Below are 22818 nucleotides of genomic sequence, written 5' to 3'. Positions count from 1 at the left end.
TGACCATGAACAATCATTCTAATGAAAAAAATACTGATAACTCTCCAGATAAAACAAAATCACCGGCATTCAAAGTTCTTGAATCCAATGCTGAAAAGTTCTTAATGGTGTGGTGGTATGGAGCGTTAGCAAAAGCTGATCGTAGAAATGCTCAACCTAAAGTTCATGTGGCTTTTAGGGAACTTCTGGAAGATTACACACCCACAGATAATTTTATTTTTATTGATGCAAATATAACAGATTTGGTGTCTTGGCCTATTGGAACAGTTTGGCACCATGAACGATTAGTTGACTATCTTCCCTTTGAAATAAGGGAGTTTGATATTGACCATACGGATTTTACACATACCTATGTTCAAGCATATAAGCGAGACGAAAAGACAGGGAGAATAGATCATTTCTTCTCAGACAAGAATAAATTTTATATTAATCCAAGCCAACGTGAGAATTGCATTTCTTTCTCCTTAACGGATCAGGAATATAAGGAACTACTCGTACCTTGTTTTGAGTTTCTGGTGAGAGGATATGGTCTCTCTACAGAACTTCCTAGAATTCTGACAACATATGATGAGACCGAAAGACATGAACGGCTCTACACCCCTCATCCAGAAGAAGAAAACACCTGGACGATCCTTATAGGTGATAGCCTCACAACAGATGATCATGTATTTATTGCCTACTATAAATATAGCAAATATACCCAAGATGCCGTAAGAATCTTATTTAGCAGTATTGCAAAACATGATGATTTTATCCAAAGAAACCATATATACCCTAAAGTAATGCCATGGCATAAGGAAACGAGAAAAATTAGGGTTTCAGGTTTTTGTATTCCTGACACCAATGCTTTTTTAGCCTTGACAATCCTTGGAATAGAACTACCTGATCAAACACTTATCAGACGTGTTCCAAAGGTAATTCACCGCATTAAGAAACCTGTAGATGTCAACTCACCTAATCCTCCTCAGTTGCAACTAGGTCCTGGTCAGATTAACGTATCTGAAGATCAAGGAGGGCGCAAACCATTATTACAATCGGTTATTTTAGGTCATGAATTTACATGGTTAGGTTCAGGCCCTATCGGGGAAAAAAGTAAAACAAAGTATGAAAGAACCATCACCCAGCCACAGAGAAAGAAAAATACTAAAGAAACCAATACAGTTGGTACAGGAGAACCTGATAGCTCTAAGGAAGTTCTAAATGTCCAAATTAACCCGACCACTAATGGAGATACAGAGTTTGAAGCTCCAGATCATGGAAGAATCATGGGCCTATGGAATGCATGTTTAAAGGCTCGCTCGTTAAATCCCAGTATTGTCAATGCAGTCCACTATTATACTTTTGAGGAAGAGTTTGATTACCGCGATAAACCCACTCTCATGGCCTTTTTCGTTAATTCAGAAACATTAAATAATAAAGATATTACAGATGGAGAAAAACAAACTTATAAAAATTGGTGTTATGCAAACTCAAATAAAACAGCACTTCGTGGAGCATTGGTCATCCGATTATCTCTTGTAAATTGCCCTCCAGTTTATCTTTTCGATATACAACCAGCGACTTACGTTTCAACTGTAGATGGGGAAAGTGTTCTCAAGGAGCGTGGGCATGCTGGTCTAATATTTAGGTCAAGAACCGCAGAACAATTTGAGCAGTATATTTCTGGGCTCATGGAGAGCCTGCCTTTGTCAGAGGGCTCTTATACGACAACTCTCCTAGGCTCCAATTTGGTTACTCAATTATTTGTTTTTAGACATTCAAAATCTGCTGGCTTGTCAGAGGGTGAATCAACGTTATTGAATGCTCTAAGAAAAATTGGAATCACGAATATCAAGTTAAAGGAGGAAAAGGAGGAAAAGGAGGAAAAGGAGGAAAAGGAGGAAAAGGAGGAAAAATAATATTCGAATCTTACAATTGTGACCATCTTCTTTTAGCCTAGTCCATAATTCTTTCCTATGGGTAATTTTATTACATATCAAATTGAATTATATATAGTTTAATGGCACTTTTAAGTGCCATTAAACTTGGGTACCACTTGTGATTAGATAAGCACCTATATTAGGAATATTTAACCTTTTTAAACTCAGTGTTCTGAATCCTTTGGTATATTTTCAATAATGCAATGATGAATATCATCGTGATTGTTGAGTGATGTTTCAGCCTGAATAGTGACATGCTCAATACCTAGATTTTGTATGACATTCTCCAGATCATGTAAGAGTATCTGCACTTCCTGCATACTCATTTCTTCACTCACAACAATATGGCAGGATAAAATATAACGTTTACTTGTCAGACTCCATATATGTAAATCATGTACACCCTGAATTCGCTGGTCTTGAAGAATGGTTTCTTTGATTTCTGCCAAGTCAAATTTTTCTGGTGTACCCTGCATTAAAACATGCGAAGCCTTTACTACAACTGAATATCCACTGCGAAGAACAAGTATTGCAACTAGAACACTGGCTAAAGTATCTGCCCAGGCCCATCCAAAGAAGTAGATACATAGCGCAGCAGCAATTGCGCCAATAGAACCTAACAAATCACTGAGTACATGCAGGTAAGCACCTCGCATATTCAAGTCGTGTTCGGTATCACTACCTTTAAAAATCATTACTGCAACAATGATATTAATCAGCAATCCAATACTAGCAACGATCAACATCCCTTGTACTTCAATATGTTGTGGTTGCTGAAACCGTAGAATTGCCTCAATAAAGATATACAGTGCGATACCAACCAGTGTAATACCATTCAATGCAGCAGCCAGTATTTCAAAGCGTTGATAGCCGTATGTTTTATTTTTGGTAATCTGTTTTTGACCGATGAAGACTGCTGCAAGTGCAATACCAAGTGCAACAGAGTCACTCAGCATGTGACCGGCATCTGAAATCAAGGCCAAACTATTGGTAATAAAACCACCTATAAATTCCACTACCATAAAAATGGTAATCAGTAAAAAGCTTATGGTCAGAATTTTTTTATTACTTGGGATATGGCTGTGGTCATGATCGTGGTCGTGATCATGACCACCATGACCATGATGGTGTCCTGAGTGATCATGGTTGTGCTTATGGGTGTTACCATGACTATGCTTATGCCCAGAATGATCATGGTTATGATCATGTTCAGAGTGGTTATGTTTGTGATCTTGTGTATGGTTGTGCGAAGACATTTTATAGCACTCCTGATTATGGCTCTAACTGACTACGCAATGGATGATTGTTGTAGTAATCACCGATGTATATAATCTTATTATTTTTAACCTCAAAAAATGAAGCACCTTTAAAAGTGATTACTTTTGCGTCTTTTTTACCAGACTGGTCTTTTTTATTGAGGGTTCCCTGAAGCTGCCATTCGACAGCAACCTTATCACCAACAATGAGTGGCGGGGATGTAAGCGTCATCTTCCGATCAGGAATGACTGTTAATAAAAACTTGGGTACCTCAATTACAGATGCTGTACCTTTACGGTTTTCTTCATTACTTGTATTGAAATACTCAACATTCGTGTCAAGAACTTTAGTCAGGTCATCTGGCTGCGTACCATTCCAGATATTAAGATAGCTCTCCACGGTTTCCAAAGCTGTATTGATCGGTGCTTTTGCATGCGAAATTGAAGCTAATCCTAACGTCATAAGAATGAGTAAGAATGTCATGAAAAAAGGCTTTGATTTTTTCCCTTGACCATCAACATCTTGCTTCAATTGATTGATATAAATAGTGTTCATCATATTCACCTTAGACTTGAATAAGTTCATCCACAATCCGTTCGGCGTCTTCCCTGGTATTGACGATTTCATAAGGAATGCCAAATGCCTTTACAGCCATTTCCGTCATCTTTCTGATGGCAACTCTTTTTTCCTGATCAGGTTCAATGCAGATAATTGCCTTACATAACTGATTAAGTTCATCTTTATGGTTTTTAAGCCAAAGACCACGTTGTTTAAAGTCTTCAGGTGTTTCTTGCATTGATAATTGATCATAAACAATCACAAACGGACTGCTCATTTCCAAGAATTCCTGCATTTCCAACTGCCATTGAGGTGAATAACCTGGAACTGCCTGATCTTGCTTAAACTCAACAAATGGGAAGTTTTCTATATCATGGATAATAAATTTCATTTATATGACCTCATATTCTGTTTCATCTTGTCAGGAATTCATCTCTTTCCATCAAAAGATGAATTCCATCGATGTGCTATTTCAAAGATTTACGTTCAATCTGTACGGTATGTTCATTCCAGCCTCCACCTAATGCCTTGTAGAGGTTGACCTGATTATTCAGGCGTTCCAGGCGGGTCTGTATAAGTGCCTGCTGAGATGCATACAGAGTTCGTTGTGAGTCGAGGACTGCGAGATAATTATCTTCACCAGCATCAAAACGTAAGGTTGCCAACTTATGGGCATCCTGGCTGGCCGCAATCATTTGCTGCTGCGATTTGATCTGTTCATCTAGTGTGGACTTGCCAGCCAGCCCATCAGCAACTTCACGAAAAGCTGTTTGAATAGATTTGTCATAGTTGATGACTTCAATCTGCTTCATGATGTGTGAGCGATCCAGATTTGCCTGATTTAAACCTGCATTAAATATGGGCAAGTTAATCTTGGGCATAAAACTCCATGCACCTGTACCTGCATTAAATAGATTATCCAGACTGGAACTTGCCGTACCCGCCGAACCCGTTAGGGTAATGGATGGAAAAAATGCTGCACGGGCTGCTCCAATGTTTGCATTCGCAGCCTGAAGCTTATGTTCTGCGGCACGAATGTCTGGACGACGTTGAAGTAGATCCGATGGCAAACCAACTGGTATATCCTGCATAACAACCTGATCAGGAATTTTGGGGGACTGGTCCAATTGGGCCGCCAATTCCTGTGTTAATGGTGAACCCAGAAGTAACACCAGAGCATTACGATCCTGTGCAGTAATACGCAAGAATTTTGCATAATTGGTTTGTGCGGTGCGCAGTCCTATTTCAGCTTGACGTAAATCAAATCGGGTTGCATTACCAACATCAACAAGTTTCCTGGTCAAGTCATAGGATTTCTGCTGTGTCGCCAAAGTCGCCTTGGTTAAACCTAACGTTTCCTGATCGGCCTTATAGACCAGATAAGCATTAGCAACTGCGGATACCAGACTTAACTGTGATGCTGTCTGGACCTCTTTAGAAGCCAAATAGTTCTGTAAAGCCTGATCACTCAGACTGCGTACTCGGCCCCATAAATCGACTTCCCATGCGACCGAAGTAACACCAACCTGATACATGCGGGGGTTATAAGCAAGATCAGACGGTAAACGCTGACTGGCTGACTCTGCGGTAACACCCACATGCGGTAAACGGTCAGCACGACGAATACGATACTGTGCTTCTATCGCCTCAACATTTAAAGCTGTCACCTTAAAATCATGATTGTTTTTCAATGCATGATCGATGAGTTGGAGTAAGACAGGATCGGTATAAAAGTCACGCCAGCCAATATCGGCTGCGACTGTTTGCTTTCCATTGTTCACTTGCAGCCCTGGATAAGCCTCTCCTGTTGGATAGTGTTCCGACACAGGAGAGACAGGTCGCTCATATATGGGTGCCATTGAACATCCTGCAAGAATAGTGGCAGTGGTTAGTACACTCATTTTCTTGAGGAAGGTGTATCGGTTTAAATGAAGTGTTAAATTTTTCATTTTGAACCCTCCTGTACCAGTGCTTTGGCCTGTTCTCTACGCAGAATAAAATTACGAATGACGACATAGAAAATGGGTGTAAACAGCAAACCAAAGATTGTCACGCCCAGCATTCCAGAGAAAACAGCGATACCCATGGCATGACGCATTTCTGCACCAGCACCTGTGGCTAATACCAGTGGTATCACACCAGCAATAAATGCAATTGAGGTCATTAGAATCGGGCGTAATCTTAATCGGGCTGCTTCAAGTACTGCATCAAAAGGATTCAAACCCTCATCCTCTTTGGCTCGGGCAAACTCCACAATTAAGATGGCATTTTTTGCAGCAAGTCCCACCAGAACAACAAAGCCAATCTGGGTAAAGATGTTGTTATCACTACCAGTTACCCAAACACCTACAATCGCAGATAACAAGGCCATTGGTGCAATAAGTAATACTGCAAAAGGCATTGACCAACTGTTGTATTGAGCTGCAAGGAAAAGGAACGCCAAAATAATTGCTAGAGCAAAAACCATGACCGCAGTATTGCCTGTATTCTTTTCCTGATAGACCAGATCGGTCCATTCATAGGTCATACCTTGTGGCAATGTTTCCTGCACAATTTTTTCAATTGCGGCAGTTGCCTGACCAGATGAATAACCTGATGCAGCGTTACCACTAATATCGGCTGATGGGAAACTGTTATAGTGCATAACACGATCAGGGCCAGAACTACGCTTAATCGTGACAAAGGTCGAAAGCGGAATCATGTCTCCCGCTGCATTTCTCACCTTTAACAGATTAATGTTCTCTGGTTGCATACGGAATGGGGAATCTGCCTGAGCAATTACACGATAAGTACGACCAAACCGATTAAAGTCATTGATATAGATTGACCCCAGATTGATTTGTAGTGTTTCAAAAATATCGGTCAGTGGTACACCTTGTGACTTCGCTTTTACACGGTCAATATCAACTTCAATCTGTGGAGCATTTGCCTGGAAACTCGCAAGCATACCGACAAGTTCAGGCGTCTGAGAGGCTTTCGCCATAATCTCGCCCTGTACACGTGCCAGTGTTTCAAAGCCTAAACCAGCCCGATCTTCAATTTGTAGCTTGAATCCGCCCATAGAACCTAAGCCAGGTACTGGTGGTGGTGGAAAGATGCCCGCAAATCCGTCAGGAATCTGACTGAATTTACCCATTAATTTTCCAGCAATTGCTCCTGCTGATAATGAGGGGTCCTGACGAGCCTCAAATGGATCAAGCATGGCAAACATCAAGGCAGAGTTTGGTACATTGACTGGACCACTTGGTGTAAAGCCTGGGAATGCCATGACGCTTTCCACACCAGGTTCATTCAGTGCAATTTCCGTCATCTGTTTAACTACAGCTTCTGTGCGGTCTAAAGATGCGCCTGTAGGTAACTGGGCGATACCAACTAGATAATACTTGTCCTGTGCAGGAACAAAGCCTTGCGGCACTTTGTTAAAACCTAACCAAGTTAGGCCAAGAAAACCTACATACAAAATCAGCATGATGGCACTTAAACGTACCCCCTTGCGGACTGCACCTACATATTTGTCCGATGCCTTATCAAAGAACCGATTGAATCCTCTAAAGAACCAACCAAATAAGCGTTCGGTTAAATCACGTTTTTTATTTCCAGCTTGATGTGGTTTAAGCAAGATACCTGCTAAAGCTGGTGAAAGTGTTAAAGAGTTGATTGCAGATAAGATGGTTGAAATCGCAATGGTCAAGGCAAATTGGCGATAGAACTCACCCTGCAATCCTGTAAGAAATGCCGATGGAATAAATACAGCAGATAAAACCGCAGTAATCGCGATAATTGGCCCTGTCACCTCAGACATTGCCTTACGGGCAGCTTCTTTTGGTGATTCGCCTAATGCAATATGCCGTTCTACGTTCTCCACCACCACAATTGCATCATCGACCACAATACCAATCGACAGTACCAGTCCAAATAAGGTCAATGTATTTAGGGAGAAGCCGAAATAATACATAATTGCAAACGTACCAATCAGTGAAACGGGAACGGCAATTAAAGGAATAATGGATGCACGCCATGTTTGCAGGAACAGGATGACAACAAGCACAACCAGTGCAATGGCTTCTAACAGAGTGGTAATGACTGATTTCAAAGAAGCTTTTACGAAAATATTTGGATCATAAGGAATTTTATAATCCACACCGTCAGGGAAGCTTTTCTTCAATTCTGCCATCGTTTCACGGACTTCACTTGAAACATCGAGTGCATTGGCACCTGGTGTCATAAAGATTTGTAAGGCAGATGTTGGCTTACCATCCAGTAAAGCTCGCATGGTATAAGCATCAGAACCCAGTTCAATTCGTGCAACATCTTTCAGGCGTGTGATTTGTCCAGTGTCACCAGCTTTAACCACGATTTCACTGAATTGCTCTTCAGTGGTTAAACGTCCCAGCGTATTAACAGTAACTTGATAGGCCGATGTTGTATTTGGTTGTTGACCAACAGAACCCGCAGCAACCTGCATGTTTTGTTCACGAATGGCTGCAACCACATCATTGGCGGTTAAACCACGGGCAGCCACTTTTTCAGGATCAATCCAGACACGCATCGAATATTCACCAGCACCACCAATCTCGATATTTCCAACACCTGGTAAACGTGCAAGCTCATCACGCACATTTAACAGTGCATAGTTGGACAAATATAGTGGATCATGATTCTTGTTGGATGACACCAAATTGATGACCATGAGAATATCGGGTGAGGTTTTTTCAGTGACCACACCAATGCGTTGAACTTCTTCAGGTAAGCGTGGCAATGCACGAGAAACCCTGTTTTGTACCTGTATCTGTGCTTTATCAGGGTCTGTACCCTGTTTAAAGGTGACGGTCAGTACCATCTTGCCATCGGCTGCGGTTTGAGAACTCATATACAACATGTTCTCAACACCGTTCACGGCTTGTTCCAGAGGGGAGGAAACCGTCTCGGCAATGATTTTGGGGTTGGCACCAGGATAACTTGCCATGACCTGTACAGTCGGTGGTGTAATGGCTGGATATTCACTCAATGGCAGTTTAAACAGTGATAAAGCACCGAGAATGACGATCAGCACAGAGATCACGACCGCAAATATTGGCCGATTAACAAAGAAATGAGGGAAATTCTTCATGGCTTATTTCCCCTGTGCGGCACTTTCAGTCGGAGTAGGCGTTTGCATTGGAACGATATTTGGCTTGACCTGCATTCCTGGGCGAACCAGCCCTTTAATAATGACTTTATCGCCAGTTTGCAGACCACTGCTAATAATCCGCAATCCATCAACGACCGAGCCAAGTGTTACAGGCCTAAATTCAACCGTATTATTCGAACCAAGAACCAGAACAAAATTATTGCCCTGATCTGTACCCACCGCCTGATCATCTATCAGAATGGTGGACTGTTTATTTCCAGTGGTCAGCTTAACTCTGGCAAACATACCTGGTGCTAATTCACCTGAATCATTGGTAATAGATGCCCTAACCCGTAGCGTCCCTGTACGCTGGTCAATTTGAGTACTTACAAAGTTTAATTTCCCTGTATAAGGATAAGTTTCTGTATTTGCCAATCCCATTTCGATTGGCAAGTTGAATTGTCCAGATTTATTTTGTCCCTTTAGATTGAGAAAGGTTTTTTCATCAAGGTCAAAATAAACATACAGCGGATTGACTGAAACGATGGTGGTTAAGGCTGTGGCATTGCCTGTATTTCCACCTGCAATCAAGTTACCACTGGTGACAAGAACACGGTCAATACGTCCTGAAATCGGTGCTGTAATATTGGTATAAGATAAATCCAGCTTCGCTGCACTGACGGCTGCCTGAGCCTCCTGTACTTGAGCCTGACGGTTATTTTTGGTTGCCAGTGCATCGTCATAAACCTTATTGGAGACGGCACCACTTTCGACCAGTTTATTTGCCCGGTTAAAATCCAGAACAGCCTGGCTATACTGAACCTCTGCTGCTTTCAGTCGTGCCTGGGCTGTCTTCAGAGCAACCTGAAAAGGTGCAGGATCAATTTTAAATAATACCTGTCCCTTACGAACATAACTGCCCTCAGGAACACTAACACTATTAATGACACCACCGACTCGGGACTTGATTTCAACGCTTTGTGGTGCCGATAAGTAGCCTGTATATTCGGCAGTTGGATTAAGTTCTTGTGTAATTACTTCCGCAACTGGAACCTGAGGAATAGGCATTTGAGCTGAACTAGCTTGTTGCTTGGGTTGATCCGATATATTTTTTGCTGTGTACAGCAGACCACCTGAGATAGCAATCACTACTGCTACAGCAACCGCTGTCATTCGTTTTTTCATGATATTCACCTTTTATGCAAAGCTACATCACTCTGGATAGGTTTCTGTAGCAGTTGCACACATGCTAATGTTTCCAATAATTGGAAGGTCAATAGGGTGATCTGAATAGATTATACAAATGAACATATATTTATATGAATTATTAAAAAGTGAATTTCTATAAGTTTAATAGTCCGTTTTTTCAGCTTTATAAAACATACCTCCGTCTATGGAAATTAAATTCATGCAATATCCCTCCAGTATTAGACTGTCAAATTATTCATTTTATCCTAAGTAGAAATTTCTCTTAGAATAAGTAAAAACAGTATTACTTTAGAAAATTTGATTCCCTATTAGCTCAAAAATGGCACATGCCATTGATTATATTAAAATTAATAAATTAAATTTGACAATTTTTACATATGAACATATATTCATATGTAAAAATATATACATGTTAGGTTTTTATACATGAGTAATCAACGCGATCACAATCATAAATGTCATGATCATTCGCATGAAGGTCATGATCATTCGCATGAAGGTCATGATCATTCGCATGAAGGTCATGATCATTCACATGTTCCTGATGTGAGTAACGGAAACGAAAGAAAAATTCTGATTTCGTTTTTTATCATTTTCGGGTTCATGCTTGTAGAAGCCACTGGAGGAATCATCTCTGGTTCACTCGCACTTCTGGCTGATGCAGGGCATATGCTTACAGATGCCGTTGCCTTAGGTTTAGCTTATGCTGCCTTTCGTTTCGGTCGCCGCATTGCAGATAATTCAAAAACATTTGGATACATGCGATTCGAAGTTATTGCTGGCTTAATGAATTCTCTTACATTATTCGCAATCGTTGGATGGATTATTTATGAGGCTATTGAACGCTTTCAATCACCTCAACCTGTCATGGCAGGACCGATGTTTATCGTTGCTATTATAGGTATGCTCGTTAACTTATTTGTTTTATGGTACTTAACAAGAGGCGATACAGAACATGTCAATGTTAAAGGAGCTATTCTCCATGTAATGGGCGATTTACTCGGCTCTGTTGGAGCAATTATTGCTGCCATAGTGATTTGGTACACAGGCTGGACTCCTATCGATCCAATTTTATCTGTTCTAGTTTCTTTACTTGTACTACGCAGCGCATGGTCTTTATTTAAACGTACTCTTCATATTTTACTTGAGGGTGCTCCTGAGAATGCTAATGCCCAAGAGATCACTGAATATCTTTTGAAAAATGTAAGTGGTATTGAAAAAATTACCCATATACATATTTGGATGATTACATCAGGTAGATCTATGGCAACGTTGCATGTCAAACCCAAAGATGGAGTTGACCTCGCGACATTAACTCTCAACATTGAGAATGAGCTAAAATCCAAATTTTCTATTGAACATCCAACTATAGCCATTGATTGGCAAGGCAATAGTACTTGTAGCTTAGAAAACCCAACTCAAATTGATCCACACGCTGGACATAATCACTAACCTTAAATCTTTATTGTTATTCACTGATGAGGAGACTTTAATGTCTGATAAATACTACAATTTAGGAGATTACCAGCGTCAAATAACTACGTCATCTCCTGATACTCAACTTTGGTTTGATCGTGGCTTATTATGGACATATTGTTTCAATCCGAGTGAAGCCATAAATTGTTTTAAGAAAGCTCTAGAACATGATGCAAAATGCGCAATGGCTTATTGGGGCATCGCCTTTGCATCTGGTCCAAATTACAATAAAGCTTGGCATTTATTTGATCCTTCAGACTTACAGAATACCATTCCATATATTAATGAAATTATGGAACAAGCAAAGTTAGCAGCGACTCATAATGCGACACAATTTGAGAAAGATTTAATTGATGCCCTTGCTCCACGCTTTCCAAAACACGTGACTATAGATGAACAAGACTTTCATGAGCTGAATTTTGCATATGCTCAAGCTATGAGATCATTTTATGAAAAATATTCTAATGATCTTGATGCAGCTGCAATGTTTGCAGATGCACTCATGTGCTTGAGCCCTCGTAAATTGTGGGATTTAGATACCGGTGAAGCCATAGGTTTAGGTACAGTTGAAGCTAGAAACGTGCTTGAAGTTGCTTTCACTAAACCTGGGGCAAATCGTCATCCTGTAATTAATCATCTCTATATACATTTAATGGAAATGTCACCTTATCCTGAAGTTGCATTGCCAGCTGCTGATAACCTTCGTAATTTATCACCTGATGGGTCACATTTAGCCCATATGTCCACACATATTGATAATGCATGCGGAGATTGGCGTCGAGTGGTTTATTCTAATCTTGATGCAATCGCAGCCGATGAAAGATATTTTTCTAGAGAAAAGAATCCAGGTGGTTGGAATATCTTGTATCGCGTTCATAATTTAATGGTAGGTGCTTATGGTGCAATGATGGCAGGTAAATCACAGGAAGCGTTATTTATGGCTCATCGTATCAATGACATTTTAACACCCGAAGTACTACATATCACTACACCGCCAATGGCTAATTTAACTGAAAGCCATTGCACAACACTACCACATGTTATGATTAGATTTGGCATGTGGGAAGATATTCTGAAACTTGAGCTACCTAAAGATAAAGGTCTATATAGTTCCACAACCGCAATGATTCACTACGCAAAAGGCATAGCATTTGCTTCATTAAGAAGAGTTAAAGAGGCCGAAAAAGAAAGAGAGTCTTTTATAAAAGCAGTAGCTAATGTATCAGAAGAGCGCTTTAACTCTATACCTGTTAAAGAGGTCGAAGCTTTAAAAATTGCTGCCAAAATGATTCATGGCGAAATTGAGTATCGTAAAGGTAATACGAAAGAAGCATTCGCAATCTTGCGAGAAGGCATTAAATTAGAAGATGCTCTTCCTTATTGTGATCCTCCAGCTTGGTTACAACCAGTTCGGCATGCATTCTGCGCACTTAATATGGAACAAGGAAACTTTGAAGTAGCAGCCCAAGAATATCGGATTGAACTGGGGCTAGAAGGTGACCTTGGACGTCGCCGAATTCGCCCTAACAATGTATGGAGTCTTCATGGACTTTATGAGTGTTTAGCAAAACTAGGTCTAGAGAAAGAAGCTCGAGATATTTCGCTGCAACGTGATATAGCACTTGCCTCGGCTGATATTAATATTGAAGCATCCTGTTTCTGCCGATTAAGTGCATTTGAAGATAACACTACAAGTTGCTGTTAAAAACAGATAGCACTTTCCTCAAATAGATATCAAGGCATATAGCTAGACATTTCTTAATTATATGCCCTTGATCTTAACTTTTTGTAGATGATACTGATAACTTAAATAAATGCATGATATATTTCTTGTTTAGAGTAATAAAAATAAAGAATTCCTATAACCCTCTTTCCCCTTAAAGTTATTTAATTTAGATATTTTTGCAATACATTACGTACTACTATAAATTAGTGCTCCTCACTAATATGACTTGCCATATCTAATAAAACCTGACTAACATGTAAATCATCAATCTCATAAAATACTTGTTTAGATTGTCTTTCGCCTTTGACTAAACGAGCTGAACGCAATAAACGAAGATTATGACTGACTAAAGATTGGGATAAATCAAGAGCATCACTGATTTCACCTACTGAACTAGGCCCCCGCATACAAAAAAGTAGAATTTTAAGTCGTGAAGCATCACCTAATAGCCGAAATGTTTCAGCTAAAGACATAATCTCATCTTGAGATAATGGTATCGGGTGATTATTAAAATTCATACTAATACTTAAATTCCTATTATTTAGAAAATATATATGTTTACATATTCTACCCTTGACCTTCCCATAATGGCAAGGTTTATGCTCTTAATAATTGGGTAAGCACTATAGGTATATCTTATGGGAAAGGCAACAGATAAGCTTTCTAATAATATGAAAGTTACATTAAAAATTGAAGGGATGACATGTGCCAGCTGTGTTGGGCGTGTTGAAACAGCACTCAAAAAAGTTGATGGTGTACAGTCTGCCTCGGTCAATCTAGCGACAGAACGTGCAGATATTGTACTTGATCAGCCTGTGGATCGTCAGGTACTGGTTCATGCCATTGAACAATCAGGTTATGACGTGCCCGCAAATAATATTGAATTATCAATTAAAGGCATGACCTGTGCTAGTTGTGTAGGTCGTGTCGAAAAAGCCCTTAAAGCCGTTGCAGGTGTAAAAGAGGCCAATGTCAATCTTGCGACTGAGCGTGCAACGGTCAGTGGTTCAGCAAATGTCGATGACTTGATTACCGCAATTGATAAAGCTGGTTACGATGCCACAGAAATTCAAGCTTCTATTCCTGACCAGACAGAGCTGCTTGAGAAAAAAGATCAAGAACGTGCTGAACTTAAGCGTGATTTGATTCTTGCAACCCTATTGGCTTTGCCTGTATTTATTTTGGAAATGGGATCTCACCTTATCCCTGGTGTTCATCAACTGATTGATCAAACTATTGGGATGCAGAATAGCTGGTATTTACAATTCATCCTGACCACGTTGGTTTTAGTTATTCCAGGACGAAGATTCTATCTAAAAGGTTTGCCTGCATTACTCCGTTTAGCACCTGATATGAACTCGCTGGTTGCGGTTGGTACATTAGCAGCTTACCTATTTTCTATTGTTGCCACATTCATACCCAACATCCTTCCCACAGGAACGGTAAATGTATATTACGAAGCTGCTGCGGTGATTGTGGCATTAATCTTACTGGGTCGTTTTCTTGAAGCAAAAGCCAAAGGGCGAACATCTGAAGCAATCCAGCGTTTAGTCAGCTTACAGGCCAAAACTGCCCATGTTTTACGCGATGGCCAAATGGTAGATATTGCACTAGACCAAGTGGTTGCAGATGACATTATCATTGTGAAACCAGGTGAAAGAATCCCTGTCGATGGTCAAGTCACTGATGGAAAAAGTTTTGTTGATGAATCCATGATTACGGGTGAACCAATCCCTGTTGAGAAAGGCATCGGCAGTGATGTGGTAGGCGGCACCATTAACCAGAATGGCACGTTGACCTTTACCGCTGTGGCGGTGGGTGGCGAAACTATGCTGGCTCAAATCATTCGTTTGGTTGAGCAAGCACAGGGTTCTAAAATGCCGATTCAAGCTGTGGTGGATAAAGTTACCTTATGGTTTGTCCCTGCGGTGATGATTGCCGCAGTACTTACATTCCTAGTCTGGCTTATTTTTGGTCCATCACCAGCCTTAACCTTTGCGTTGGTTAATGCTGTGGCAGTGCTGATCATTGCCTGCCCGTGTGCAATGGGATTAGCGACACCAACCTCAATTATGGTGGGTACAGGTCGTGGTGCAGAGTTAGGAGTGTTGTTCCGTAAAGGTGAAGCCTTACAACTATTAAAAGATGCTAAAGTTGTTGCAGTTGATAAAACAGGGACGTTGACAGAGGGTCATCCTGTGCTGACTGACTTTGAAGTAACCCAATTGTTTGAGCGTGATTATGTTCTAGGCATGGTTGCGGCTGTCGAATCCCGTTCTGAACATCCGATTGCTAAAGCAATTGTTGATGCGGCAAAAAGTGAAAACCTAGCTCTACCTAAAGTCGATACCTTTGATTCAGTCACTGGTATGGGTGTCTATGCAACCATCAATGGTAATGAAAAAATCAATATTGGTGCAGACCGTTATATGGTTCAACTTGGTATTGATGTTGCTCCATTTGCTGTTACAGCTCAGCGTCTTGGTGATGAGGGTAAATCCCCTCTTTATGTTGCTGTCGATGGCGAACTAGCAGGAATTATTGCAGTTGCCGACCCAATCAAATCCACAACGCCAGCAGCGATTAAGGCTCTACACCAATTAGGGCTTAAGGTGGCAATGGTTACTGGTGACAATGTTCGTACTGCTCAAGCGATTGCCAAACAATTGGGTATTGATGAAGTGATTGCTGAAGTTTTACCAGAGGGTAAAGTTAGTGCGGTTAAAGAGCTGAAAGCAAAATATGGCCATATCGCTTTTGTGGGTGATGGTATTAACGATGCGCCAGCTTTGGCTGAAGCTGATGTGGGACTTGCGATTGGTACAGGTACAGATGTTGCAATTGAATCTGCCGATGTCGTGTTAATGTCAGGGAACTTACAAGGTGTTGCCAATGCGATTGCCTTGTCCAAAGCAACGATTGGTAATATTCATCAGAACTTATTCTGGGCATTTGCCTATAACACCATGTTGATTCCTGTTGCTGCTGGTATATTGTACCCAGCCTATGGAATACTGATGTCCCCAATCTTTGCAGCAGGTGCAATGGCTTTGTCCAGTGTATTTGTACTCGGTAATGCATTACGTTTACGTCGATTCCAGTCACCATCCGTCAGTCAAGGCTAAGGAGGATATGATGAACATTGGTAAAGTCTCTAAAGCTTCAGGAGTTACCGCCAAGATGATTCGTTATTACGAGCAGATTGGCCTGATTCCCGCTGCTGGACGTAATAATGCAGGATATCGCTCTTACTCAGTAAATGATGTTGAACGTTTAAAGTTTATCAAACGAAGTCGTGAACTCGGTTTTTCAGTAGCGGAAATATCAGACCTACTCGATTTATGGAATAACCGCAGTAGACAGAGTGCTGATGTCAAACGCCTGGCTCAGGGTCATATTGAAAAGCTGGAAGAACGTATCAATGACCTACAGCAAATGGCGAATACTCTCAAGGACTTAATCGACTGCTGTGCTGGTGATAATAGACCTGATTGTCCGATTCTTGAAGGTTTGCAAGAGCCCCACAATGATATAAAGGACGTTCACCATCATAATGACCTGCTTTCCGTTTCACCTTTAACCCGAAAGAAATGACAAATAATGGGAGGTTATATTAATATAACCTCCTATGCCATACCTATAAAAATTCTTATAAATCAATATAGCTTATTGACTTCTAATATCAGTTCTTCAAAATCTAATTAATTAACTACATTTATGAATATATATGTCAAAAAGAACAAGAGATAATTTCACCCAAAGAACAATTGATGCACTACGTCGCAGAGTATCAAACTGTTGTTCAAACCCTGAATGCTATGTTCTAACAGTGGAGCCTCAAGCGACTGATCCAACAAAAGTAATTGATACAGGTGTAGCAGCACATATTTGTGCTGCATCTATCGGTGGTCCTCGCTATAAGGCAGAGATGACAACTGAAGAAAGAAAAGACATCAATAATGCAATTTGGCTTTGTGCACATTGCTCTATAAAAATAGATAGGGAACCAGAGGCTTATCCAGCCCCTTTATTGCACCATTGGAAGAAAGAAGCAGAACATAGAATAAAAATTAATTCAAACTCAAGGCTTTATACGCAGAATGAGGCAGACTACAAAGTTCATCGTACCTTATTACAAGGTATAGGAGTAAACCTATCTGATCGAATGCAGACTTCCATCTCAGAAGTAGCAAGAGCTGTAAAATCATATATTCATAAATTAGACCCACGGCTAGATGTGGAATACTCTTTTATCAATGGTTCTAACCACTTTGAGATCAATGTTAAAGAAGATACAGATGATCCTGTTATCATCAACTTTATTCCTATTGATCCATCTGAATATAATGAAAAATTTTCGGACTTAATAGATCATGGCCAAACTCTCTCATGTGATATTGCCAAGGTAACCACCAACTCATTAGGGCTAGACTCAATATTTCCCCAGAACCTAAAGGATGGCATCCTGATTATTGAGCCCAATAATAAAAGAACTGCCATTGTTGAGATACAGGATGAAGAGGGTGAAACGCTTATGAGTTTTGAAGATGAATTGATATTAGGAAAAGAAACCTTTTCCTTTTCCTCCATGAAATATAATCATCTTCTAAGTTTTAAAATCAATAAAATTCCATATTCTGGACAACCTATAAAGGATGGTTTTAATCTGGATTTAAACTTCCAGTTATGGGATAACAAAAACTTATCTAAATTACCTTACTTTGATCAAATTTTTAAATTTTATAAATCATTGTCAAATAGTAAAGAATTCAAAGCAATCATATATATAGATGGTTTAGAAGTATTCTCTTCAAGCACCTCAATTGGAAAAACTTATTTTTCCAGACTATTACCTTTACTATCATATACTTATTATTGCAGACTCATTTGTAATGTTCTTCATATCGAATTACCATTCAAAAGTGACATTACGTTTAGTATTGAAGAATACCGCGATGTTTTTGAAACTGCCAAGGCAATAAAAGCAGTTCAGATCAATAATAAATTTTCTTGTACTTTTACCTTGATTAGGGACTCTCTACTATCTATCAGCACCTTTATGGGAAGTAGTGAGATTATTATCCAACAGAATATAATTATAGAGCTCGACAATGTATTCAAAGAGAATATAAAGAAAGATGTTTTTATAAGACATACATTCACTAATCCAAATTTATCTGTAATTAATAATACTAAATCCAAGAAAAATTATACTTACAAAATCAAAGCAGATAACAAACACCATCTTGGTCGATATAAAAGGATGACCACATTAACTCCAATAACACCTGCAAATGAAAAAGAGGTTATGTCTATATGACCACATATATAACCAATAAAGTAAGAATATATAAGTCAATTACTTAAAGAGTTTTTTAATTAGTACCAAGATATTCTATACACCACTGCCAAATCTTGTTCACAGTAGTATTAGAGTGTGAGGATTTTTTCCGTACAAGATAATAACTTGGTTCAATGGTCATTATTTCCGAAACAACCTGTACCAGTTTTCCTGATTTAATCTCTTCATCTACAAAGGCTCGGCATGCTAACGCAATGCCTTGCCCTGACAAAGCAGCGTCTAATGCCAGAGTGGTTTGACTAAAAACAAGTCCAGATAACTTAACATTTGTATTTAGGAACTTGGGCCAGTTATCGTGAGCATCATGTAGAAGTGGCATTGATATTAATTGTTCAGGCTTTAAAGGAAGAGTTAAATCTTGGACAAGAAAAGGACTTGCCACAACAATCAGTTCCTGACGGAACAATAACTGCGCTTCCAAATTCTCTGGAAATGACTTTTTAGTAAGGCGTACAGCAATATCAACCTGATCCCGATCAAAATCTGATACAGCTTCAGTAGCTAATGTATGCAGCTTGATATCAGGCAATGATGTATGTAGTTTACCTAAAAGAGGGATCAACAACTTGGCAGCAATCGTCGGAGTTACACTAATGGTTACGCTATCAGGTTGATCCAAAATCGATTCCGTTTATTCTGTAAGAATATCAAAGGCATGAGTCATATTGACCAAGTAATTAGCTCCCTCTGGAGTCAAAGCCAGTCCTCTTGGAAGACGCTGAAATAGTGTAACCCCCAGATGTTCCTCCAATGCCCGGACCTGCTGAGCAATCGCACCTTGGGTAACTCCCAGTTCATCCGCAGCAGCACGGAAACTCAACTTCCGTCCTGCCGATTCAAAAGCACGCAAAGCATTTAAAGATGGGAGTTTCCGACGAGATAACATAGAACCAAATAGACAGTAGTTTTTCTACACTCTAATGCGTTTATTAATCGTGTGCAAGTCATTCAACTAGTTGAAATAATGTCCTAATAAAAGCAATTTTTATGCTGAGTCTTCCTTTAGAAAATAAAGTATAGGACTGGAAAATTATCCTGACTGAGGTGTCTGTTATGGCAAATGATCTTATTCAAATTAATACTTTGGCCTGGAAAGAACTTGAATTGGCAACTATCACCCCTGAATCAGGTTTCCGCTATATCAATCTATGCTCGGTAGATAAAGAGGATACGCCACAGGCCAGAATGGTCGTGCTAAGACATGTAAATCAATTAAAACGTATTCTTGAGATCCATACCGATATTCGCAGTCCAAAATGGAATGAACTCTTGGCAAACCCATCTACGACCATTCTGGGGTTTTGCTCAAAGACGCGTTTGCAGCTTCGCCTAAAAGGTATTGCCACACTTCATGCTTCTGGTACTGAAGTTGCTCAACAGGCATGGCAATCATTGAGTATATGGACACAGAGAACCTATACGGGTGGACCACCAGGAGATGAGTGTGCTTTTACCACTGGTTGCCACTCACTTCTAGAAACAGACAGTGATGAAAGACAAGATGGATATTCATGTTTTGGTGTTATTTCTGTCCAGATTGAGATTTTAGACTGGTTTCAATTGCAGCACCAAAACAACCAGCGTGCATATTTCACTTATGACAACGATGGAAATTTGATGAATAGCCATTGGATTAACCCCTAAACTGACTCAATAGGATACAGATAAGATGCTTCGCGCTTATGTCGCACTAGTTCTACTTGGAATCATTTGGGGAACAAATTTTATCTATATGAAATGGGCCACTATCCTTATTTCCCCCTCACAAACCGTATTCCTGCGAGTCCTATTTGGATTTCTTCCTCTTTTAGTGATTGCTATTTATACAAGGGCAATCAATCGCCAGCAATTACGTTATCTCCCTCATTTCACCGTGATGTCAGTATTGGCAACGACACTCTATTATTATGGGTTTGTCGCTGGAACAGCTCTTCTTCCCACCAGTATCGCTGGACTGCTTAGTGGCTCTATTCCCATTTTTACGTTCTTGGCTTCCATCATATTTCTTCGTGAGGAACAACCTACAAAGCGGATGACCCTTGGAATTATACTAGGATTCCTAGGCATCATCTTAAGTGCCAGACCATGGGAAAGCACACAGGAGATCCCTTTGATGGGTATCGTATGGATGATTGTTGGAACACTCAGTGTTGGATGTTCTTTTGTTTATGCCCGATATTTTCTTTCTCCCTTAAACTTACCTCCAGTGGCATTAGCAACATGGCAGTCAGGCATCGCAACACTTACATTGTTGCTTCTAACAGACTTTGACCATATTACTGCGATTACATCGGACATCCATACACTATGGGGGGTGATTATTGGCCTAGGGATGTTGGGAACGGGAGGTGCTTTCTTCATTTATTACTACATCATTCAAAAGCTTGGACCAGTAAAAGCTGCTGGGGCTACATATATTGCCCCAATTGTGGCTGTTATCATTGGCGCTATGATTGGAGAAAGTATAGGAGTAATTGAATTATTGGCATTAGTTTTGATTCTTGGAGGGGTGGTGTTAATTCAACTTCCCAAAAATACTTAAGTTTTAGCTTTTTATTGGAAATAAAAAGCGACTACTTTGAGTCGCTTTATTATTTTGTTCACTCTTAGCGAGGAGGAAAACCAGCCTCTGTTAAAGCCTCAACCACTTGTTGCTGAGTTGCAGTTGTTTCAACTTTCACACTGCGATTTGGAGGATCAGTAATTACCTTTGCATTAGCATCAACTGCTTGAATTGCTCTGGTGACACCACGGGCACAACCGCCACAGGTCATACCTTCAACATGAAATTCCATATTTATCTCCACTATTATTCAAGATTTATTTAATATAAACCTTGCCATAATTGTAAGGTCAAGTCTTACTAAAATTTAATTAAGTAAAAAGTAGTTATTTTGGCCATTTCTGGTGGTAATCATCAATTACATATTCATGAATATGGATTCCATTGACCAGATGTTGTTGCAAATGCTCATGTTCTGGTGGTAAATCATCATGATTATGAGCCAAATACATTTCGTCCTGAGCTGACCATACACGCATCGCAAGTATGAGTGAAATAACGGCAATTACTGCCATAGGTATAAAAGTCTGTAATGTTCCCACATTGGTACTCAACCACCCAACTAATGGATAAGTAATCAACCAGCACGCATGAGAAAACGCAAATTGTGCTGCAAATAAAGCTGTTCTATTTTCACTGGATGCTGATTTACGAATTAATCGCCCTGTTGGTGTTTGAGCCACTGAATAGCCCACACCTAAAATAAACCACAATGCCAATAACCAAGCATAGGAATGAATAAAATAGCCAGAGAACAAGCCAATGGTCAGTATGGTTGTACCTGTTAACATCACGGTTCTATCATTAAATTTATCAAGAACTTTAGGCAATATAAATGCTGAAAGCATAGAACCAAGACCAAATAGACCAAACGCCCAAGTTGTTGCATGTTCTGTCAGTTTAAAGGTTGATTGAACCAGTACCACTGTATTGACAATAACTACAGCACTTGCCGAAGCAATGGCTAGATTTAATGCAAGTAAGGCTTTCAATCGTGGAGTATTAAAATATATTTTTGCCCCCTGTTTGATTCGACTATATATACCTTTAAATTCAGGAATTTTTGCTACAGGTAGTTTTGCACTGACAACAAATAATGCTGAACCAATGAAGCCAATGACTGTACCTAAGAATAAATTGTTATAACTAATAACTGTCAATAACAGCCCTGCTAACATCGGGCTAATTATATTTTCTAAATCATAAGCTAGACGGGACAATGATAAGGCGTTGGTATAATCTTTTTCATCAGGCAATACATCTGGAATCGTTGCCTGAAATGTAGGGGTAAATGCTGCTGATGCGGATTGTAAAATAAAAATTAACAGGTAAATCTGCCAGATTTGGGTTACAAATGGTAAGCAAAGTGCTGTTAATGCCCGAATAATATCTAATCCAACCAAAACCTTTTTTCGGGGTAAACGTTCTGCAAAAGCTGAGGCAACAGGTGCGACGGCAATATAAGCAATCATTTTAATTGCCAGTGCAATACCGAGAACCTGTGCCGCTTTTTCGCCAGCCATATCATACGCAAGTAAAGCCAATGCAATCGTAATTAAGCCAGTACCAATTAATGCAATCACTTGTGCAAGAAATAGATGTCTATATGTTGTGTTTTTTAATACTGTAAACATTTTA

17 protein-coding genes and 1 pseudogene are annotated in these 22818 nt (G+C 39.9%); 8 read left to right on the top strand and 10 right to left on the bottom strand.

What is annotated here, in order from left to right; genetic code table 11:
- Nucleotides 1–5: 5 nt before the first annotated feature.
- On the top strand, nt 6–1898 hold the full coding sequence (locus tag HYG88_RS08355; RefSeq protein WP_057066693.1) for a hypothetical protein: 1893 nt from the start codon (nt 6–8) through the stop codon (nt 1896–1898).
- 185 nt (nt 1899–2083) lie between these two features.
- Here the strand turns inward: HYG88_RS08355 and HYG88_RS08350 are convergent, their stop codons facing one another.
- The 6 genes from HYG88_RS08350 to HYG88_RS08325 form a co-directional block, all read right to left on the bottom strand.
- Entirely contained in the window at nt 2084–3175 is a 1092-nt protein-coding gene (locus HYG88_RS08350; protein ID WP_008942234.1) for a cation diffusion facilitator family transporter, read from the bottom strand.
- Nucleotides 3176–3191: 16 nt separating this feature from the next.
- Nucleotides 3192–3731 carry a nuclear transport factor 2 family protein gene (locus tag HYG88_RS08345; protein WP_017396455.1) on the bottom strand — a complete coding sequence of 180 codons (540 nt, stop codon included), beginning with the start codon at nt 3729–3731 and terminating at the stop codon, nt 3192–3194.
- 10 nt (nt 3732–3741) lie between these two features.
- Nucleotides 3742–4125, bottom strand: coding sequence for a hypothetical protein (locus tag HYG88_RS08340; protein WP_008942232.1), 384 nt, complete (start codon nt 4123–4125; stop codon nt 3742–3744).
- A gap of 76 nt (nt 4126–4201) precedes the next feature.
- Nucleotides 4202–5683, bottom strand: a complete 1482-nt coding sequence (locus tag HYG88_RS08335) for an efflux transporter outer membrane subunit (protein ID WP_008942231.1) — start codon at nt 5681–5683, stop codon at nt 4202–4204.
- Nucleotides 5680–8844: an efflux RND transporter permease subunit gene (locus HYG88_RS08330; protein ID WP_008942230.1), complete on the bottom strand. Its 3165-nt coding sequence runs from the start codon at nt 8842–8844 to the stop codon at nt 5680–5682. The genes HYG88_RS08335 and HYG88_RS08330 overlap by 4 nt, the downstream gene beginning before the upstream one ends.
- 3 nt (nt 8845–8847) lie before the next feature.
- Nucleotides 8848–10029, bottom strand: a complete 1182-nt coding sequence (locus HYG88_RS08325) for an efflux RND transporter periplasmic adaptor subunit (RefSeq protein ID WP_023187985.1) — start codon at nt 10027–10029, stop codon at nt 8848–8850.
- Nucleotides 10030–10479: 450 nt separating this feature from the next.
- Here HYG88_RS08325 and HYG88_RS08320 point away from each other — a divergent pair, with 450 nt between their 5' ends.
- Together HYG88_RS08320 and HYG88_RS08315 are read left to right on the top strand one after the other, a co-directional pair.
- The gene (locus tag HYG88_RS08320; protein ID WP_130576038.1) at nt 10480–11505 is read left to right on the top strand and encodes a cation diffusion facilitator family transporter; all 1026 of its coding nucleotides are present in this window, start codon (nt 10480–10482) and stop codon (nt 11503–11505) included.
- Between the two features lie 40 nt (nt 11506–11545).
- Nucleotides 11546–13234, top strand: coding sequence for a hypothetical protein (locus tag HYG88_RS08315; RefSeq protein WP_023187987.1), 1689 nt, complete (start codon nt 11546–11548; stop codon nt 13232–13234).
- Between the two features lie 224 nt (nt 13235–13458).
- On the opposite strand, the gene HYG88_RS08310 is transcribed toward HYG88_RS08315, so the two are convergent.
- On the bottom strand, nt 13459–13773 hold the full coding sequence (locus HYG88_RS08310) for a helix-turn-helix transcriptional regulator (RefSeq protein WP_023187988.1): 315 nt from the start codon (nt 13771–13773) through the stop codon (nt 13459–13461).
- 120 nt (nt 13774–13893) lie between these two features.
- On the opposite strand from HYG88_RS08310, the gene HYG88_RS08305 reads away from it, so the two are divergent.
- The 3 genes from HYG88_RS08305 (at nt 13894) to HYG88_RS08295 (ending at nt 18575) form a co-directional block, all read left to right on the top strand.
- A complete protein-coding gene (locus HYG88_RS08305) occupies nt 13894–16380 on the top strand; it encodes a heavy metal translocating P-type ATPase (protein ID WP_023187989.1) in 2487 nt (828 codons plus the stop codon).
- 10 nt (nt 16381–16390) lie between these two features.
- Nucleotides 16391–16849: a Cu(I)-responsive transcriptional regulator gene (gene cueR / locus HYG88_RS08300; protein WP_023187990.1), complete on the top strand. Its 459-nt coding sequence runs from the start codon at nt 16391–16393 to the stop codon at nt 16847–16849.
- A 133-nt stretch (nt 16850–16982) separates the two neighbouring features.
- Entirely contained in the window at nt 16983–18575 is a 1593-nt protein-coding gene (locus tag HYG88_RS08295; RefSeq protein ID WP_023187991.1) for a hypothetical protein, read from the top strand.
- A 55-nt stretch (nt 18576–18630) separates the two neighbouring features.
- On the opposite strand, the pseudogene HYG88_RS08290 reads toward HYG88_RS08295, so the two are convergent.
- Nucleotides 18631–19503, bottom strand: a pseudogene (locus HYG88_RS08290) (LysR substrate-binding domain-containing protein).
- Nucleotides 19504–19670: 167 nt separating this feature from the next.
- On the opposite strand from HYG88_RS08290, the gene HYG88_RS08285 reads away from it, so the two are divergent.
- A complete protein-coding gene (locus HYG88_RS08285) occupies nt 19671–20261 on the top strand; it encodes a pyridoxamine 5'-phosphate oxidase family protein (RefSeq protein WP_023187992.1) in 591 nt (196 codons plus the stop codon).
- A 25-nt stretch (nt 20262–20286) separates the two neighbouring features.
- On the top strand, nt 20287–21159 hold the full coding sequence (locus tag HYG88_RS08280) for a DMT family transporter (protein ID WP_023187993.1): 873 nt from the start codon (nt 20287–20289) through the stop codon (nt 21157–21159).
- Between the two features lie 64 nt (nt 21160–21223).
- Here HYG88_RS08280 and HYG88_RS08275 read toward each other — a convergent pair whose 3' ends face one another.
- Nucleotides 21224–21412, bottom strand: coding sequence for a heavy-metal-associated domain-containing protein (locus HYG88_RS08275; protein ID WP_023187994.1), 189 nt, complete (start codon nt 21410–21412; stop codon nt 21224–21226).
- Nucleotides 21413–21506: 94 nt separating this feature from the next.
- A complete protein-coding gene (locus tag HYG88_RS08270) occupies nt 21507–22814 on the bottom strand; it encodes an MFS transporter (protein ID WP_023187995.1) in 1308 nt (435 codons plus the stop codon).
- Nucleotides 22815–22818 lie beyond the last annotated feature (4 nt).

Source organism: Acinetobacter sp. SwsAc4, assembly GCF_013391535.1.
In the GTDB taxonomy this organism is placed as follows: domain Bacteria; phylum Pseudomonadota; class Gammaproteobacteria; order Pseudomonadales; family Moraxellaceae; genus Acinetobacter.
This window is presented reverse-complemented; position numbering and strand designations above follow the sequence as displayed.